The sequence below is a fragment of the Bacillus sp. FSL R5-0820 genome (assembly GCF_038593385.1).
GTDB classification, from domain to species: Bacteria; Bacillota; Bacilli; order Bacillales; family Bacillaceae; genus Bacillus; species Bacillus altitudinis.
In genome coordinates, this window is record NZ_CP151991.1 from 2,990,469 (window position 1) to 3,008,605 (window position 18,137).

Below are 18,137 nucleotides of genomic sequence, written 5' to 3' on the forward strand. Positions count from 1 at the left end.
AGCACCAGTACTCACTGACAAAATATGCGAGGGTTTGTCTACACGCAAAGGGGATTTTATATTTATTCAAACCCAACCGTCATCGTTTCTGGATTAGACCCGACACGTTCATTATTATTAAGTGCATTGATTTTTTCCATGTCTTCTTGTGAAAGCTCGAAGTCAAAAATGTCGGCATTTTGTTTAATGCGTTCTTCATTGATTGATTTTGGAATGGTGACAACGCCGCTTTGCAGATCCCAACGCAAGATCACTTGAGCCACAGATTTGTTGTATTGTGCTGCAATTTCCTTTAATACGTCATGATCCAAAAGCTTTCCTTGCATCAGCGGAGACCATGCTTCAATTTGAATGCCTTTTTCTTTCGCATATTGTCGTAATTCGACAAGTGTCAGTTTTGGATGAAACTCCACTTGGTTCACCGCTGGAACAACCTCCGCATCTTTTAACAGCTCTTCTAAATGCTGCACATAGAAGTTGCTGACACCAATCGCTCTTACTTTTCCATCTTTATAAAGCTTCTCAAGCGCACGCCATGTCTCTTTAAATGTATCTGCATTTGGTCCAGGCCAATGAATCAAATAGAGGTCTAAGTAATCAAGACCGAGCCGGTTTAAGCTTGCATCGAATGCAGCGAGTGCTTTGTCATATCCTTGATCTGTGTTCCATACTTTTGACGTAATGAACAATTCTTCTCTTTTGACGCCAGATTCTTTAATGGCTTTCCCTACGCCTGTCTCGTTTTTATAAACGGCAGCCGTATCAATGCTGCGATAACCGTTTCGTATGGCTGCTTTGACGGCATCAACCACTTGGTTGCCGTCCTCCACTTTGAATACACCTAAACCAAACCATGGCATTTTTACTCCGTTATTTAGTGTTACGGTATCATTCAAGCTTTTGACCATGTTAACAACCACCTTTTCATAGATTCCATCTTTTTCATTATCTCATGTTGCGTTTGAAAACTCTATTATCAGGCGTTTCTCTTCGCTTCAATCGCTAACAGCAAAGCACCTGTCATACCTGCCTTGTCCTCAAGTCCAGGAGAGACAATGTATGTATCAAGCGGCGGCATGTCGACATAATCATTGACATACGCAGCCAGCTTCTCTCGAATGAGCGGAAATAGCTGTTTTTGCTTCATGACGCCTCCACCCATTATGATGCGCTCTGGGCTTAATATCAGCGTGTATTGCATTAATGCCTGTGCTAAATAATCTGCTTCAAGAGACCAAACTGCTTCTTCTTCGGTAAGCTCTTTAGCCGGCTTTCCCCACCTTGCCTCAATAGCTGGTCCTGCCGCCAGTCCTTCTAAGCAAGTACCATGCGCTGGGCAGACACCCTCAAACTGATCTGATTCATGCTGCCTGACCAGGATGTGTCCCATTTCTGGATGTGAGTGACCGTGAAGAAGCTCATGTTTCACAACAGCCCCGGCACCGATCCCCGTACCGACCGTGATATACAGACAGCTGCTTAGCCCTTTGGCGGCCCCTTTTGTCAGTTCACCTAATGCTGCGGCATTGACATCTGTCGTAAAGGACACCGGTACGCCTAATTGTTTCTCCAGCTCAGGTATCAACGGGTAATGCTTCCATTCAACCTTCGGCGTATTCATGATGTAACCATAAGAAGGATCGTCTTTCTGGACACAAATCGGTCCAAAGGAACCGACCCCTAATGCTGCAATTTCATGTTGCTGAAAAAATGGAATAAGTGATTGGATGGTTTTTTCCGGGTGCTCTGTTGGAATGGTTAATTCCTCTATGATATCCCCATGCTCATTGCCAATGGCACAGCAGAACTTTGTCCCCCCAGCTTCAATCGCTCCGTAATATGTCATCCTGCCTCTCCCCCTGCTCGTCTCTTTTTTTCATCATAAAACATAGGGGAGAAGATGACAACATCATGTATTGGTCAGTAAGACTGCTTCCATGTCATTGATATACTCCCTTAAATGATGGGCAATATCACGATTGATTTCGCCATTTTCATATAAGGTTTGGATTTCATTACGAATCGACTGTACGGCTTGGAAGTTAAGCTCTTTCTTCTTCCGGTCAAACGTGCGATCCTTTTGCTGGAAGAAAGAAGGACCATGTTCACAGCGGAATATCACTTGATTGTAAAACCCAATGACTTGATGACACGTTTGTTGATTGTCTTCGGTCATATGGTGCTTAATAGAATCCACCGCAGCTTCAGCCGTTTTCTTGCGGATTTGTTTATACGATTCCTCGTTTTCTAATATGCCGCTTGAAATACGCTGATGCGGACGCCATAGTTGAAGCCATTGTAGTAAGCGCAGAAACTTCACTTTTGAGAAACGAATTTTAAAGGAGTTGGAATAGAGCATTTCCAGCTCATGAAATCTCTCCTGCAGCTCATATGCTTCTTCTTTGTCGATTTTCTCTTCCTCAATCAACTGCTGAAGTTTCATCTGTTCTGCTTTAATGCCGTGCAGTCTGATTTTTCTCTCTTGTTTTCTCATCCCAAACTGGTACGGTTCCCGCTGAATATTTCGTAGCTTCATTCGGTAATCATTGATGAGTGCAAGGGAGACTTCTCGATTGTCTTCATTCATTCCTTCTTTTAGGGTTTTAATGGCACTTCTCAGCAGCTTCCGTTTTGCGTGCTGAATCTTTGTATCTAAGTCCACATCCACTTGCTTATCTTTTTTCTCCGATAAAATAGGCAGCAAGACACTCGCTAAAATGAGTGTACATAAAATGACGCCTGCTGCGAGGAAAATAATTAAATGGCGCTCAGGGAATGGTGAGCCGTCTGCAAGCGTAAATGGGATGGAGAAAGCACCTGCTAATGTAACAGCACCACGAACACCAGAGAATGTCATCAGCATGGAAGCACGCAGCTTCGGTTTTTTCGCGTTCTTCTTTTTCGATACACTCCAGTTCCCTGCCCAGAACAGCCATACCCATAGGAATCTGAGAATCATCAGACAGAATGTAATGATTAAAATGTAACTGATGACCTGCATATTATTAAAGGCTTCATCTTGGAAAATGACGGTCGATACATCAGGAATTTGTAACCCAAGTAAAACGAAAACAAGGCCATTTAAAATAAATAAAATAATATTCCACGTGTTTGAAGAAGCAATTTGCAGCTTTGCTAAATTCGCTTCCATTCGGTCTTGCTCGATGGCATGTGTCACACCACCGGCAACAACGGCTAAAATGCCGGATACGCCAATTTCTTCCGCTGCTAAATAAATCACAAACGGCGTGAGGATTTGCAGGATGATGTGCATTGTGACATCGTCCATGCCTAAACGGCGGAGAAAATAGCGGAAACGAATGATAAAAAACGACAGAATAAATCCGGTCAATAATCCGCCAGCAGCAATCAGAACAAAGCTAAAGGATGCCTCTGCAATGGAAAATGCCCCTGTAACCGTTGCTGCAATAGCAAATTTAAAAGCAACAAGTCCTGACGCATCGTTCATCAGCCCTTCGCCTTCCAGCAGTCTCATGATCCCCTTTGGCATATTCACACGGCTGGAAAGTGCACTTACAGCAACCACATCTGTCGGTGATAAAATCGCTGCAAGCGCAAATGCAGCTGGAAGTGGTATGCTTGGAATCATCCAATGGATGGTATATCCTGCGACAATGACTGTCGCAAATACGAGCCCTAAAGCTAATAGAAGAATGGGCGCTCTTAATTTCCACAGCTCGTCCCTTGGGGTACGCTTCCCATCATTAAATAACAGCGGTGCAATAAATAAAACGAAGAATAGCTCAGGATTTAAAGAAATATGTAAACCTGAAGGAAAAGCTGCGACCAATATCCCTAAACCCACTTGGATTAATGGAACTGGAATAAAGGGCAGAAAACGATTGATAATATTAGATGATGCAATGAGTGCTAGTAGTACGAGCACTGCCAAAAAAATCTCCACTAGTACATGTCCCTCCCATTTCATTTTTTCCGTCATGTTTTGCTTACATGCAAAGATGTGTTCATTTCTTTCAGATCCATCCGTTCGGTCATGAGCGTTTCTTTAGTATCCCGCAAAAAGCGAAACCAACACATAACAATCCATCTAGGCAAAAAAAGACTGAATCTACATATTCAGTCAAATGACAACATTTTCATCTCGTGTATTGTTCCAATGATGAATAAAGAACCTACTTTTATTTTACACGAAAACAGCTTGACCTGCTGACATCAAGCTCGAATAACACATAAAAAAAAGAGCGACATCGCCCTTTTTTCGTTTTACCCTTTATTTAAAAAATAAGACCTTGCGGGAAGCCGCCATTTGAATAAGTAGGAACAAACCCTGCATATGACGAGGATGACAAACAGCAGATATAAAGCAAGCTCCCCTTGCGCTAAGCCGAGTCCGACGAGTAAGCCGCCTAGGGCTGCCCATACTGCGTAAATCTCTGCTTTTAGTACAAGCGGCTTTCGTCCTGCTAATAAATCACGCACAATGCCGCCGCCGCTTCCAGTCAAAATGGCTGCCACAATGACCGCACTGAGCGGGAGCTCTCTTTGTACAGCAAATAATGCACCTTGAATCGCAAAGGCTGCTAAACCGATCGCATCCGAGAAATTCCCCCACGTGCTCCAGTGCTTGAGTAAAAGCTTTGGAAATAGGAACACGATCGTAATGGATACAAGGGCAATGGTAAACATTTTGCCCTGCGACCATAAAGCAGACACCGGAAGACCAATTAATAGATTCCGAATCGCTCCACCGCCAAATGCTGTGACAATCCCTAAAATGTACACACCAAGAATATCGTACTCTTCCTCCATTGCGACAATCGCACCACTAATGGCGAATGCCACAATGCCTATAATACTTAAGACTTCCCATGCCATTTTCCGCTTATCTCCTTACCATTGTCTGATCATCTAACACTCTCCCCTTAATGTATATCTGACACAAATGAAAAGCAATACAAATTTTCTTTAAATTTTATCTTTTTGCAAAAATAAAAAATAGCCTGCTTAAAAGCAGGCTCAGATTGTTGACAAAGGGCTAAAATGAACTTGATTTTATCCCTTTGTCTTCTTTTCAGCGTGATAGAAAACCTTTGCAGTCTAGGAAGGACGAGTACTGGCGCGGAGCGAATTTGACATTCGTGAGCACCAGCACGCAGGACTGACAAAGAATGCGAGGGTTTGTCTACACGCTGCAGCCTGCTTAAAAGCAGGCTATCTCCTCAATCTTCTTTTGCATTTAAAAGCAGCATACTAATGATGATCAGAATAAATGCAATGAGAGCTAAGAGTGGAATGGTGATAAAACCAAACCAGTTCAGATAATCAACGGAACAAGGAATACCGCTTAGACAAGGGCGAATCGATGCAAAGCCTGGAATCTTTTGTTCCATATAATGATAGATGGAAAAGCAAGCACCAATTCCGGCCAAAGGGAGAACGTAGTACTTCACTTTGACATCGCCACGGAATGTAGCAATTCCAAGTAAAAGCACAAGCGGATACATGAAAATGCGCTGAAACCAGCACATATCACATGGAATAAACTTCTTTACTTCACTTAAATACAGGCTGCTCATCGTCGCCACAATCGAGACGATCCAAGCGCTGTATAAGTAAATCAGTTTATTCTTCATGATTTTTTCCCTTTCAGCTCTTGATCAATTAATTCTTTGATTTCATCATAGTCATAAAAGTTTTGGACTTGTTTATTGTTAATGAAAATAGTTGGTGTTGCATTTACTTTGTATTGATTCACCAGCTGATCATCTGTGTTCAGCTGTGGCTGATATGTTTTCTTTGATAGGTTATCTTTCAGCTTGTCCGTATCAATTTTCGTTGTCTTCTTCGCCAATTCGGTGAGCTTTGCTGGCGTTACCCATTCTGCTTCACTATCTGGTTGTGCGTTGTAGACCGCTTCATGAAATGCCCAGAAGTTTTTCGGATCTTCTTTCCACACTTCTTCAGAAGCCAGTGCTGCTAATACCGCACCGTCCCCATGAACAGGCAGTGGTAAGTTAATAAATGAGAAGGATACATCGCCTTTATCTATGTAGTCTGCTTTCAATTTTGGGAAAATGTCTGTCTCAAATGATTTACATGATGGACATTTGTAGTCCCCAAACTCGACAACTTGCACTTTTGCCTTTTGATCTCCCATGACAGGCTGTCCTTTAATAGACGGCTTACTGTCGACTGTTTGTGCTTCTTGGCTGTTGTTGTTACCGATCACAACGAAAATACCGATGAGAAGAGCTGCAATGATGGTTAATATAACTGCAAACTTGATGGATGAAGATTGATTATTTTTTTTACTCACAAAAGCACCTACCTTATCTTTTTCATTCATTCCTTTACAAAGAAAAAGGATAACAGCTCAGGAAAATGCCATTATCCAACTTCTTCTATTTTAACAAGAGGGGGTCTATTATGAAAGACGCTATTCATGAATTTTTCCTTACAATTTTATTTCATGACCCTCATCGCATTTAAAACAGCCAGAACAGTAACACCAACATCCGAGAAGACGGCTTCCCACATCGTTGCAATACCGAATGCACCAAGTATGAGGAAGACGGCCTTCACCCCAAGAGCAAACGCAATATTCTGCCATACGATGGCTCTCGTTCTTTTAGCGACAGCAATAGCTTCCGCTACCTTCGATGGCTGATCTGTCATAATCACAATATCAGCCGCTTCAACTGCTGCATCTGAACCAAGTCCACCCATGGCAATACCTATATCCGCTCTTGCCAAAACCGGCGTATCGTTTATGCCGTCACCAACAAACAATAATTTGTCTTGAGATGCTTTTTTCTCATACATGTCTTCGATTTTGGCGACTTTATCCTGTGGCAATAATTCAGTGTGAACTTCGTCAATGCCGATCTGTTGTGCGACTGCATTTCCTACTTGCGCAGCATCCCCTGTAAGCATCACGGTTTGAATGCCCGCAGCTTTTAGAGAAGATATCGCTTCAACTGCATCGTCTTTTACTTCATCTGCAATCAAGATCGATCCCGCAAACTCACCGTCTATTGCTAAATACACAACCGTTCCGCTTCGTTTTTCTTTTTCAAAAGCAATGCCCTCTCGTTCCATCAGGCGATGGTTACCTGCCAATACATGAGCTCCGCGAATTGTCGCTTTGATCCCATGACCCGCAATATCCTCGTAAGATTCGATCTGGCTCTCATCAAGAGACGCCCCGTAAGCCGCCTTAATCGATTCCGCAATCGGATGCGAAGAATGCGCTTCTGCCAGCGCTGCAAAAGAAAGCAATTCCTCTTCTGACCATTTCTCATTCGCTGCTTCGATATGAGTGACTGTAAAGTTCCCTTTTGTCAAAGTACCTGTTTTATCAAACACCGCATAGCGGACAGAGTTCAAGGCTTCTAAGTAATTACTGCCTTTCACTAAAATGCCTCGTTTTGATGCGGCACCAATCCCGCCAAAGAAACCTAATGGAATGGATACAACGAGAGCACATGGACACGAAATGACAAGAAAGACAAGTGCCCGGTACACCCAATCAGACAATTGAGCTGATGGGATGAGAAGCGGTGGTACAAAGGCAAGCAATAAAGCTAGCACGACCACAGCAGGTGTATAATATTTAGCGAACTTTGTGATAAAGTTTTCTGTCTGCGCTTTACGGCTGCTTGCATTTTCGACTAAATCCAAAATCTTCGTAACCGCTGACTCACTGAGCTCTTTTTGCACTTCAATTTCAAGAATACCGTTTTGGTTCACAAATCCAGCAAGCACTTCTTTTCCTGCTTCCACATCTCTTGGAACAGACTCCCCAGTTAGTGCAGAGGTATCCACAAGAGAATAACCGTCTATCACACGTCCATCCAAAGGAATTTTTTCACCTGGTTTAACGACAATACGGTCACCAGCTTTGACTTCTTCCGGCTTTACCTTTTTTGTTTCTTGCCCCACTTTGAGGTTTGCGTATTCTGGACGGATATTCATTAATTCGCTAATTGATTTTCTAGAGCGATTCACAGCTGCCCCTTGGAACAGTTCTCCAATTTGGTAAAACAGCATGACTGCCAGTGCCTCAGGATACTGCTGAATCACAAAAGCACCAACTGTAGCTATGGTCATTAAGAAGTTCTCATCAAATACTTGACCGCGCACAATATTTTTCAGTGCTTTCAAGACAACATCTCCGCCAACTAGTAAATACGCGGCGAAAAACATGATGAACTTCAGTAAGCCATTGTCAGGTATAAAATAAGCCGCCGTTCCAATGACTGCACCACCAATTAATTTCAGTACAATCGTTTTTAAATTCTTTGTTCCATGATCGTGATCGTGGTGATGTCCTTCTTCTTTTGGTGATACACTCACATGAGGTTCAATGGACTGAACGGTTTTTTCAATACGCTTTGACATCGTTTCTTGTGCATCAGCATGTGTCACAGTTAATGTACCCGTCGCAAAATTAATTGAGCAAGCTTCCACTCCTTCGAGTTTGCTGACACCTGTTTCAATTTTACGTGCACAGTTTCCACAATCGAGACCGCTTAATACGTATTCATCCTTCATCTTTTTCATGTTCTCACCTTTTTCTATATAAGTAGCCTTCCCTGATTCAATCAAACCTATCAGCTGCTGTAGATATTATATATGAGCACATATTCATATATTGAATTACCCTTATTATATGAGGAGTTCTTACAAACTGTCAATCATTTATAAGCAAATGTTTGAGATTTTTCGTATTCAAGGATGTCACGTGAATTTTCAATAATCCATGCTCATGTCCCCTCTTCGTTGCATAACATAAAAACGATCGCTTGATGGGAATATTCAGCATTTCTCTTTACAAAAGAAGGACATACGATTAGAATAAGATAAAAGTTTCCTTAAGGAAACAAATTAGCGTTAGAGAATCATTTCATCCTTTAGTCAAAATTATTAAATGTATGCATATATTTTTAGGAAACGCAATTGATGATCGAAAGGGGCCGCAAGAGATGTCAAACGCTTTAACAATCGACCGCCTGTATGTCTCATACCACGGACAGGATGCACTAGAAAACGTCTCTCTTTCCATACAGGAAGGAACGATGACTGGAATCATTGGTCCAAATGGTGCTGGTAAATCGACTTTATTGAAAGCATGTTTAGATTTAATTGAAAAGGATCAAGGGGATATTCGTTTTTTTGAACAACCCTTTAAACAAGTGAGAAAACAGATCGCCTATGTACCGCAAAGAAATGATCTAGACTGGACGTTTCCTATCCATGTGCTGGATACCGTACTGCTTGGCACATACCCAAAGCTCGGATTGATCAAACGACCGAAAAAAGAAGACCGTGCCTATGCGTACCATTGCTTAGAAAAAGTCGGAATGCAGGACTTTGCCAAAAGACAGATTGGGGAATTATCTGGCGGTCAGCAGCAGCGTGTCTTCCTTGCACGAGCACTCGCTCAAAACGCACAGCTCTTTTGTTTAGATGAACCATTTGTCGGAATTGATATGGCAAGTGAAGAAACGATGATCGGCATTTTGAAGGAATTACGAGATGAAGGAAAAACCATTCTGGTCGTCCACCATGACTTAAGTAAAGCTGATGATTACTTCAGCCATCTCGTTCTTCTAAATAAGAAGCTGGTCAAAGCAGGGCCTGTCCATGATATTCTTCGTCCTGAGGTCATGCTCCAAGCATACGAAACACAGCTGCCATTTTTAAAATCAGCAGGAGGAGACGCGTAATGGAATTCTTAACCGGACTTTTTGAATATGCGTTTTTACAAAAAGCGTTATTTACATCCGTTATGGTAGGGATCATCTGCGGCGTCATTGGCTGCTTTATCATATTACGGGGAATGGCTTTGATGGGAGATGCGATTTCACACGCTGTACTTCCAGGTGTCGCCATCTCTTATATGCTCGGCATTAACTTTTTCTTTGGTGCGGTTCTAACCGGTGTACTGACAGCCATCGGCATCGGATATGTCAGTCAAAACAGCCGCATTAAAAATGATTCTGCCATCGGGATCGTATTCACTGCTTTTTTTTCCATTGGGATCATTTTGATTACATTTTTGAAAAGTTCCAGCGATTTATATCATATCTTATTCGGAAACGTACTAGCCGTTCGTTCATCTGATATGTGGATCACGCTTGGCATCGGAATTTTCATTTTGCTGGCTGTCATTGTTTTCTACAAAGAACTGCTCATTAGTTCATTTGATCCAGTGATTTCTTCCGTTTACGGTTTACCGAATCGCATGATCCATTATTTCCTCATGACCTTATTGACCTTAGTGACCGTGGCATCCCTGCAAACTGTAGGTATTATTCTTGTTGTTGCAATGCTTATTACACCAGCTGCCACCGCTTATTTATTGACAGACCGGCTATGGATCATGATTTATTTATCTGCTTTTTTTGGAGCAGTTTCAGCCGTCGTAGGACTTGGGCTCAGCTTTACGTATAACTTGTCGTCTGGTGCTTCCATTGTACTGGTCGCGACCATATTATTCGGCAGTGCCTTTATCTTTTCACCGAAACAAGGGATATTGTGGAGATCCTTAAAATCGAAGCGAAAACGAACACAGTTAAAAAAGGAAGCGTCTATGTAAAAGGAGGACATATATGAAGAAGGTATTAGCAATCCGTTTGACCGCAGTATGTATTGCCCTTTTGGTCATCACAGGCTGTTCTACTCAGCAAAAAAGTTCCGGAAAAGATGACGGTACATTAAAAGTTGTCACGACCTACTCCATTCTTTATGACATTGTGAAGGAAGTAGGAGGACAGCATGTCTCTATTCACAGCATTGTTCCCATTGGTACAGACCCACATGAATTTGACCCACTGCCAAAGGATGTTCAGTATACGACGGATGCAGACCTTGTTCTATCTAATGGCTTGAACCTTGAAACAGGGAATGGCTGGTTTCAAAAACTGCTTGAATCGAGCGGCAAGGACGGGGATGATGCACCTGTAGCCGAACTGAGTAAAGGTGTCAAAGTGAAGCATTTGTCTTCAAAAGGGCTTGAAAGCCAGCAGGACCCACACGCATGGCTGAATGTCGAGAATGGGATTCTTTATGCGCAAAATGCCAGAGATGCGCTCATTCAAGCAGATCCTGAGCATAAAGAGGATTACGAGAAAAATGCTGAAACCTATATCAAAAAGCTTCAAACGCTTCACGATGAAGCAAAAGACAAGTTTGATCAACTACCAAAAGACAAAAAACTCCTTGTCACAAGCGAAGGGGCATTCAAATATTTTGCGGATGCGTATGGACTGAAAGCCGGCTACATTTGGGAGATCAACACAGAAAGTGAAGGAACACCTGGACAAATGAAGCGCATCATTCATTTTGTCAAAGACCATCAAGTTCCTGCCCTTTTTCTTGAAACAAGTGTAGATAAGCGCAGCCTTGAAAGCCTATCTGAGGAAACCGGAGTTCCGATTAAGGGGAAAGTATTTACGGATTCTATTGGCAAAGAAGGTGAAGATGGGGACAGCTACTATAAGATGATGAAATGGAATATTGACACCATTTATAAAGGACTGTCATCATAAGAAAAGACAGGTGGAGTAAATCCGCCTGTCTTTTTTGTCATCCTGCTATATTCTCCGGGTGTTTTTTCGGCCAAATGACGTAGCTGATGCTAATGATGAAATCAATGGTTAAGACCATCCCCCACACACTGACAAGCTGCATCAGAGATTCCGTTCGTTCTGGTGCTTGGATGAGATAGGTCAATCCATATAATAGCCCCGCTCCGATGACATAAGAGATGAAATGACGCGTCCAGCCCACCATTTCATACAAAGACCGCTCCTTCCCGTACTTTGGTTTCCCCTTTGGCTTAGGGCCTCCTGCAAAACGATAAGCAAACTTAGCATCCGCCCATTTCACCATTTGATGTCCAAAGGCCAGACTCACACCAATATAAACAGCCGCAAGCCCGTGAATGACGCTCGCCACAGCCCCTTGCTTTAAATCTATATAAGTAGCCGCAAGAAGGATGAGATCTAAAACCGGCGTACAGACAAGAAAGAAAGCACCCCATTTTTTCTGTTTAAACACATAACGCAGTGTTAAGCCCATAAGAATAAACAGCCAAAAACCAATTTCACATGCCACAATCAATAAACCGACCAATTTCCCCACATCCTTTTTAACACGATTGTATTAAATAAAAAATAACACAACTGTGTTAAAAAAACAATAGCTGTGCTAAAATCAATGTATGCCAAAAATCGTCGATCACCATAAACAAAAACAAAAGGTCGCTCAAGCTGCTATGAGAGTGATTAAACAAGAGGGATTGGAAAGCGCTTCTGTACGAAAAATAGCCGTTGAAGCTGGCATTTCAGCCGGCTCTATGCGTCATTATTTTTCCACACAGCAAGAATTATTTCTATTCTCCATGAATTTAATTCAGGAAAGAGTGAAGGAGCGAATCGCTAAGCTTCCATTAAACGGTTCAACAGAGGAAAATGTATTCACTTTATTGGAGCAGGTTCTTCCACTAGACGAAGAACGAATATTTGAAATGGAGGTGTGGCAGGCTTTTACAGTCAAGGCACTGACTGAACCAGATTTACAGCCGCTCAATGCAAAGATGTATGACGAGCTTTTTCAAACCGTTCAATTTTGCTTAATGAAATTGAAAGAGGATGAGCTACTGCTAGATCATGTCGATCTTTTATTAGAAACTGAGCGGCTTTATGCGGTCATCAATGGGCTTGCATTGAATGGAATCGTACAGCCCCATCGTTTACCGCCTCAGCTCATGCGCTCCGTGCTACAGATGCATCTTCAATCCATCACAAAAAAAAACATGCCCTCCTTATAGTGAGCATGTCTTCTTTTCAGCGTGATAGAAAACCTTTGCAGTCTAGGAAGGACGAGCATTGGCGCGGAGCGAATTTGACATTCGTGAGCACCGAAGCGCAGGACTGACAAAGAATGCGAGGGTTTGTCTACACGCTGAGACATGCCCTCCTTATAGAGAGCATGTCTTTTTTAATCTTCCATAAAAATGCGTTTTGCCTCGTAATAGAGCACCTGTACAAATTTCTTCACATTGATACGTGTGTGCTCTTCTCTTCCAGTTGTCTCTTTTGTGAGTTCACTCATTTTCTTACGCACAATGGTAAAATCGAAAAATTTTGATGCATAGTTTTCAAAGGTTGGGTGAGAAAAATCGGTTAACCCGAGCGAGGCGATGTGTTTCAATGATTGGTTGATCGCACGTCTTACCCGCTGTTCCGCTGCTTTTGCTTCTCTTGCGATGTCTGCTGATGTAAAAGGTTCGTTTAATTTATCCTCTGTGATGCCAGTGAAAATCACTTTTAATGAAGGAAAAGAGTCGTGCTGATCGGCATGTAACGCTAAATACTGATCTGTGAAAAGAATCATATCTAGTAAATCCTTAGACCCTTTTTCGCCGACAATCCCAAGCTCCGCCAGCAAAAACTGACCTGCCTCTGCAAGACTTTTCCCACGCTGCTTCGTTTTCGTGGTCTGTCCGCGCTGCTGGAACTGCATGACCGATTTGAGCGAATGCTGAATATTTTCAATTGAGTGCTCTAAATGCAGACGTTCAATCATGAGGTGGAGCACACTTAAGACCTCTACTCGATTGATCGGCTTTGTCACATAATACTCGACACCGAGTGTATATGCCTGACCGATGAGTTCCTTTGTTTCTACTTGTGACAGCATTAAATATTTCCCATGAAATTCATCCTTGATCGCTCGAATCGTCTCAAGCCCGTCCCTTTCCGGCATCAAAAGATCAATACACAAGATATCAATGTGCAAATCATTTAAATAGCTCGCTGTTACTTCAGCACCATCCTCTGCTTCCCCTGCCACAATGCCAAGTTCTTCATCTTCAATGAGCTGTGCCAGTGAAGAACGAACAGCTTCATCATCATCAACAATAAAAAATCTCATCTCCCATTCCCCTCTTTTCTGCTGACTTGATCAATTGGTATCGTTAAAGTGAACATCGTTTGTTGATTTGGGATACTCTTCATTTCAACACTTCCGCCAAGCTTCTCGGCTGTGTCTTTCACATAGGAAAGACCGATGCCGCTTGATGGGTTCCCGGCTTGGTCGTATTTTAAAGTGAAGCCCGGTTTAAAGATCACATGATGGTTACGCTCTTTAATGCCTGGCCCGTTGTCACTGACTTGAAAGATCACATCATTCTCTTTCCGCAAAATGGATAGTGATACCTCTCCATTTACTGGAATCGCTTCAACGGCATTGGATACAATGTTATTTAATAAAGATAGAATGGTATACACATGATAAGCAGGGTGCTGTCCTTCTTCATCATAATGAAAAACGATGTGTTTTTTAAGAGATTCCGTATAATTTTCATGGATACGAATCACAAGTCCAGCGATATGAGCAGGACTTGCATACTCCTGAAAGTTTTCCTCATGAATCAGTTTTGATAAGGCAGAAAAAATCCGCTGATTATCCTTTTTGATTTCGTGTACCTCACCTGCAATTTGCAGGGCTGTTTTTCCGAGTTTTTTTAAATCTAATGATTCCGTATCCTTTGCATGATGCAGTGATTGATACAATTGATAGGAAGTAGCTGTAATGTGCTCAGCATGTGCAAGGGTTTTATAAAAATATGTAGATTCCGTATAAAGATTCGACAGCAGCATCAACAGGTGTTCCTTTTCCTTTTTCATTTGGCGTTCTCTCGCCTGTTCTTCGTATAATCGAATCATCGTATAACAAGCCAATACGAAAAAGCTTCTGAAAATCGCCAATACAAATAGTTGAAACAGCGTTCTCACTGTTAAAATTTCATCAATGGCTCCCCTGAGTGCAATCATTTCGACTACACTTGCACATAGTTCCATGATAATCCCTGTCGCCCCAATGAGCCAAGGCTTATCACGGAAACGTCTGACCTGTAATACATAAAAAAGCGTACCATAGACGACGTAATACAGCAGGGAAGGAAACCTTAAAGAAACGGCCTCTTCCAGCGCTAGGTGGCCTGACACAGCAGTATCAAGAAGCACCCGGAATGCAAACACTGATCCCCCCGCAATGATGCCGCTTGCCCATGCCGGGAATTTTTTCATTTGAAGCAGGATAAAGAAAAAGACAACGGTTCCAAAGCTGACCCGAAAGCTATCCTCAAATGGATAAAATTTCAGCTCTCCCCCAATCGGAGTCAGAACAATGAGCATGATAATTAAATAAGGCTCTGTATTCAACCATTTTTTCAGTAGATTCAAACGCAGTCACATCCCTAATAATTGACGATAGTATACTATGTGAGCTTCAGAAAAACAAACAGTCCATGAAAAAACGCACACCGGACATTTGTCGGTGTGCGCTTCTCATGATGCCGCTTAATCTTCTAAACGATCCTTTTCTAAAAGTGATGCGCCAGCAATACCTGGTTTCGTCATTTCAAAAGGATTTAAGATGATATCAAGCTCTTCCTCTGATAACACATCATTTTGCAGACAAAGCTCACGTACAGATACGCCTGTAAGTATCGCTTCTCTCGCAATTCGTGCAGCAGCTTCATAACCAATATGCGGATTGACCGCCGTCATGACACCAGCACTCTTTTCTACATATTCTTTTAATCTAGATTCATCTGCTTTTAGGTCACGCAAGCAGTTATCGACAAAGGATTCAAATACATTTTTCATCATGCTGAGAGACTGTAGTAAGTTAAATATTAAAACTGGCTCCATGACGTTCAGTTCAAGCTGACCAGCCTCTGATGCAAGGCAGATCGTGTGGTCATTTCCAATGACTTGGAATGCCACTTGGTTCATGACCTCAGGCATCACTGGGTTGACTTTCCCTGGCATGATAGATGAACCTGGCTGTCTCGGCGGCAAGTGCAGCTCACCAAAGCCTGCTCTAGGACCTGAAGCCATCAAACGAATATCGTTTGCCATTTTGGACATATTCATCATACATACTTTCAGTGCAGCTGATACTTCTGTATAAGCATCTGTATTTTGCGTAGCATCGACCAAATCTTCTGCTCCAACTAACGGCAATCCGCTAATGTCAGCTAGATAACCAACGACCTGGCGAATATATTTAGGATCAGCATTCAGTCCTGTTCCAACTGCTGTTGCGCCCATATTGACTTCATATAAATGCTGTCTAGACTGCTTGATTCGTTTAATATCACGAGCAAGAACCTTTGCATATGCACTAAACTCTTGACCAAGTCTGATTGGAACAGCGTCCTGAAGATGCGTACGTCCCATTTTGATGACATGATCGAATTCTTGCGCTTTTTCTGTCATGACTTGATGCATGTTTTCCATCGTATAAAGTAGTTTTTCAATCATATTCAATGTTGAAATATGAATCGCTGTTGGGAAAACGTCGTTTGTTGACTGCGACATGTTCACATGCGTGTTTGGACTTAGCTCAGTATAAGCGCCTTTTTCCTTTCCTAGTAGTTCAAGCGCTCTGTTTGCAATGACTTCATTGGCATTCATATTCATTGAAGTGCCAGCCCCGCCTTGAATTGGATCGACAATAAATTGATTGTTCCATTTTCCTTCAATCACTTCATCTGCGGCTTGAACAATTTTTTCTCCAAGACCAGCATATAGTCGCTTTGTATCCATATTTGCAAGTGCGGCTGCTTTTTTGACAATCCCTAATGCTTTGATGAGTTCCTCATGAACATGGTAGCCAGTAATTGGAAAGTTCTCTACTGCACGTAATGTTTGAATTCCATAATACGCTTGAGTGTCTACTTCCTTTTCACCTAGAAAGTCTCGTTCGATTCGAACTTGCTTGTCCTGTAGCTTCGTCATTTGAAAAGATCTCCTTTTACGCTGCTTTTGTTTGTTGTTTTAATTCCTCAATATACTTCTTCGATTTCTCTTGATCAAACACTTTTTCCCACTTAGACATGACAATGGCTGCAAGTGAGTTACCAAATACGTTAACAGTTGTACGAACCATGTCAAGGATACGGTCGATCCCAACGATGAAGGCAAGTCCTTCAAGTGGAAGTCCCATTGCTCCAAGTGTTGTGATGACAACAACGATCGATGCACCTGGTACACCAGCCATTCCTTTTGATGTGAGCATTAAGATTAATAGTAACGTAATTTGCTCATAGATGGAAAGAGGCATGCCGTACATTTGTGCAACAAATATGGCGGCAATGGATTGATAGATGGCACTTCCATCTAAGTTAAAGGTATAGCCTGTTGGGATAACGAACGACGTGATCGCTTTCGGGCAGCCGAACTTCTCCATTTTGTCCATTAATCTAGGCAATACAGCTTCTGAACTTGCTGTTGAGAATGCAAGAATGATTTCTTCTTTTAACACTCTAAATAGTGTAAAGACGCTTGTTCCAGCTAATTTTGCGATAATGCCAAGTACGACAATAACGAAGAATGCCATTGTGCCGTAAACGACAAGTACCAGTTTACCTAGCGGGAGAAGCGCTCCGACCCCGAATTTGATCACCGTCACACTGATGAGCGCGAATACACCAAATGGTGCAAACTTCATCACTTTATTGGTCACCCAGAACATCGCTTCGAGGATGCCCTCAAAAAATCCTAACACTGGTTTTCCTTTGTCTCCAACTGCTGCAATTCCTAATCCGAATAACACTGTAAAGAAGATTGTTGGTAATAGATCACCTTCTGCAATGGATTGGAACACGTTTGTTGGCACAAGATGCACAATCGTTTCAGAGAAACTAGCTTTTTCGGCAGAAGACTTAGATGTCTCTTCATATTTAGAAATATCGCCTTTCTCCATGTTACTCATATCAATTCCTGTACCAGGATGGAAAACGTTTGCTGCAAGCAGTCCAACTGCTAATGCAATCGTTGTCACAATTTCGAAGTAAAGAATCGTTTTCCCACCGAGTCTTCCGATGGTTTTCATATCGCCTACACCTGCAACGGCTACAATCAATGCAGCAATAACAATTGGAAGAACGATCATTTTAATTAAGTGGATGAATATATCGCCAATTGGCGTTAACACATTAATAACGGTTTCATTTTGATAAAACAGCGCTCCTACGACAACACCCAAGACAAGTGCGATGAGTATTTGAGAAGCTAACCCTAACTTTTTCATACGTGGACCCCCTTTTTTTGATAACGCTTTCTTTGTTGCTTAAT

16 protein-coding genes are annotated in these 18,137 nt (G+C 42.2%); 4 read left to right on the forward strand and 12 right to left on the reverse strand.

From position 1 onward, the window contains the following. Nucleotides 1-62: 62 nt before the first annotated feature. The 7 genes from NST15_RS15560 to NST15_RS15590 form a co-directional block, all read right to left on the reverse strand. Nucleotides 63-908 carry an aldo/keto reductase gene (locus tag NST15_RS15560; RefSeq protein WP_342498641.1) on the reverse strand — a complete coding sequence of 282 codons (846 nt, stop codon included), beginning with the start codon at nt 906-908 and terminating at the stop codon, nt 63-65. 68 nt (nt 909-976) lie between these two features. Beyond that, entirely contained in the window at nt 977-1,846 is an 870-nt protein-coding gene (locus NST15_RS15565) for an ROK family protein (RefSeq protein ID WP_048001832.1), read from the reverse strand. A 63-nt stretch (nt 1,847-1,909) separates the two neighbouring features. Next, nucleotides 1,910-3,925, reverse strand: coding sequence for a Na+/H+ antiporter (locus tag NST15_RS15570; RefSeq protein ID WP_048001831.1), 2,016 nt, complete (start codon nt 3,923-3,925; stop codon nt 1,910-1,912). Between the two features lie 320 nt (nt 3,926-4,245). After that, on the reverse strand, nt 4,246-4,857 hold the full coding sequence (locus tag NST15_RS15575) for a trimeric intracellular cation channel family protein (protein WP_007500242.1): 612 nt from the start codon (nt 4,855-4,857) through the stop codon (nt 4,246-4,248). Nucleotides 4,858-5,201: 344 nt separating this feature from the next. Next, the gene (locus NST15_RS15580) at nt 5,202-5,615 is read right to left on the reverse strand and encodes a disulfide oxidoreductase (RefSeq protein WP_007500241.1); all 414 of its coding nucleotides are present in this window, start codon (nt 5,613-5,615) and stop codon (nt 5,202-5,204) included. Beyond that, a complete protein-coding gene (locus NST15_RS15585; protein WP_007500240.1) occupies nt 5,612-6,328 on the reverse strand; it encodes a DsbA family protein in 717 nt (238 codons plus the stop codon). Before NST15_RS15585 ends, NST15_RS15580 begins: the two co-directional genes overlap by 4 nt. 116 nt (nt 6,329-6,444) lie before the next feature. Next, a complete protein-coding gene (locus tag NST15_RS15590; RefSeq protein ID WP_144666047.1) occupies nt 6,445-8,544 on the reverse strand; it encodes a heavy metal translocating P-type ATPase in 2,100 nt (699 codons plus the stop codon). Nucleotides 8,545-8,966: 422 nt separating this feature from the next. On the opposite strand from NST15_RS15590, the gene NST15_RS15595 reads away from it, so the two are divergent. From NST15_RS15595 to NST15_RS15605, 3 genes are read left to right on the forward strand one after another with little or no spacing between them, the layout of a single operon-like run. Further along, nucleotides 8,967-9,710, forward strand: coding sequence for a metal ABC transporter ATP-binding protein (locus NST15_RS15595; RefSeq protein WP_008347622.1), 744 nt, complete (start codon nt 8,967-8,969; stop codon nt 9,708-9,710). Further along, a complete protein-coding gene (locus NST15_RS15600) occupies nt 9,710-10,582 on the forward strand; it encodes a metal ABC transporter permease (RefSeq protein WP_007500236.1) in 873 nt (290 codons plus the stop codon). Before NST15_RS15595 ends, NST15_RS15600 begins: the two co-directional genes overlap by 1 nt. 13 nt (nt 10,583-10,595) lie before the next feature. Next, entirely contained in the window at nt 10,596-11,534 is a 939-nt protein-coding gene (locus NST15_RS15605; protein ID WP_206115752.1) for a metal ABC transporter substrate-binding protein, read from the forward strand. A gap of 37 nt (nt 11,535-11,571) precedes the next feature. Here NST15_RS15605 and NST15_RS15610 read toward each other — a convergent pair whose 3' ends face one another. After that, complete coding sequence (locus NST15_RS15610) at nt 11,572-12,120, reverse strand: hypothetical protein (RefSeq protein WP_047945414.1); 549 nt, start codon at nt 12,118-12,120, stop codon at nt 11,572-11,574. 88 nt (nt 12,121-12,208) lie between these two features. Between NST15_RS15610 and NST15_RS15615 the strand changes: the two genes are divergently transcribed. Then, nucleotides 12,209-12,817 carry a TetR/AcrR family transcriptional regulator gene (locus NST15_RS15615; protein WP_098680759.1) on the forward strand — a complete coding sequence of 203 codons (609 nt, stop codon included), beginning with the start codon at nt 12,209-12,211 and terminating at the stop codon, nt 12,815-12,817. A gap of 170 nt (nt 12,818-12,987) precedes the next feature. Here NST15_RS15615 and NST15_RS15620 read toward each other — a convergent pair whose 3' ends face one another. From NST15_RS15620 to NST15_RS15635, 4 genes are all read right to left on the reverse strand, one after another. Next, entirely contained in the window at nt 12,988-13,923 is a 936-nt protein-coding gene (locus NST15_RS15620; protein WP_007500228.1) for a response regulator, read from the reverse strand. Beyond that, nucleotides 13,920-15,236: a sensor histidine kinase gene (locus tag NST15_RS15625; RefSeq protein WP_342498642.1), complete on the reverse strand. Its 1,317-nt coding sequence runs from the start codon at nt 15,234-15,236 to the stop codon at nt 13,920-13,922. The genes NST15_RS15620 and NST15_RS15625 overlap by 4 nt, the downstream gene beginning before the upstream one ends. A gap of 117 nt (nt 15,237-15,353) precedes the next feature. Beyond that, nucleotides 15,354-16,799, reverse strand: a complete 1,446-nt coding sequence (gene aspA / locus NST15_RS15630; protein ID WP_007500224.1) for an aspartate ammonia-lyase — start codon at nt 16,797-16,799, stop codon at nt 15,354-15,356. 16 nt (nt 16,800-16,815) lie between these two features. After that, nucleotides 16,816-18,093 (reverse strand): cation:dicarboxylase symporter family transporter, encoded by a 1,278-nt coding sequence (locus tag NST15_RS15635; RefSeq protein WP_007500222.1) that lies wholly within the window; start codon nt 18,091-18,093, stop codon nt 16,816-16,818. Between the last annotated feature and the right edge of the window lie 44 nt (nt 18,094-18,137).

Bases quoted from the DNA above. Each gene is read 5' to 3' on its own strand.
- NST15_RS15560 (WP_342498641.1), bottom strand. From the start codon at position 908: ATGGTCAAAAGCTTGAATGATACCGTAACACTAAATAACGGAGTAAAA.
- NST15_RS15565 (WP_048001832.1), bottom strand. From the start codon at position 1,846: ATGACATATTACGGAGCGATTGAAGCTGGGGGGACAAAGTTCTGCTGT.
- NST15_RS15575 (WP_007500242.1), bottom strand. From the start codon at position 4,857: ATGGCATGGGAAGTCTTAAGTATTATAGGCATTGTGGCATTCGCCATT.
- NST15_RS15580 (WP_007500241.1), bottom strand. From the start codon at position 5,615: ATGAAGAATAAACTGATTTACTTATACAGCGCTTGGATCGTCTCGATT.
- NST15_RS15585 (WP_007500240.1), bottom strand. From the start codon at position 6,328: ATGAATGAAAAAGATAAGGTAGGTGCTTTTGTGAGTAAAAAAAATAAT.
- NST15_RS15590 (WP_144666047.1), bottom strand. From the start codon at position 8,544: ATGAAAAAGATGAAGGATGAATACGTATTAAGCGGTCTCGATTGTGGA.
- NST15_RS15595 (WP_008347622.1), top strand. From the start codon at position 8,967: ATGTCAAACGCTTTAACAATCGACCGCCTGTATGTCTCATACCACGGA.
- NST15_RS15600 (WP_007500236.1), top strand. From the start codon at position 9,710: ATGGAATTCTTAACCGGACTTTTTGAATATGCGTTTTTACAAAAAGCG.
- NST15_RS15605 (WP_206115752.1), top strand. From the start codon at position 10,596: ATGAAGAAGGTATTAGCAATCCGTTTGACCGCAGTATGTATTGCCCTT.
- NST15_RS15615 (WP_098680759.1), top strand. From the start codon at position 12,209: ATGCCAAAAATCGTCGATCACCATAAACAAAAACAAAAGGTCGCTCAA.
- NST15_RS15620 (WP_007500228.1), bottom strand. From the start codon at position 13,923: ATGAGATTTTTTATTGTTGATGATGATGAAGCTGTTCGTTCTTCACTG.
- aspA (WP_007500224.1), bottom strand. From the start codon at position 16,799: ATGACGAAGCTACAGGACAAGCAAGTTCGAATCGAACGAGACTTTCTA.
- NST15_RS15635 (WP_007500222.1), bottom strand. From the start codon at position 18,093: ATGAAAAAGTTAGGGTTAGCTTCTCAAATACTCATCGCACTTGTCTTG.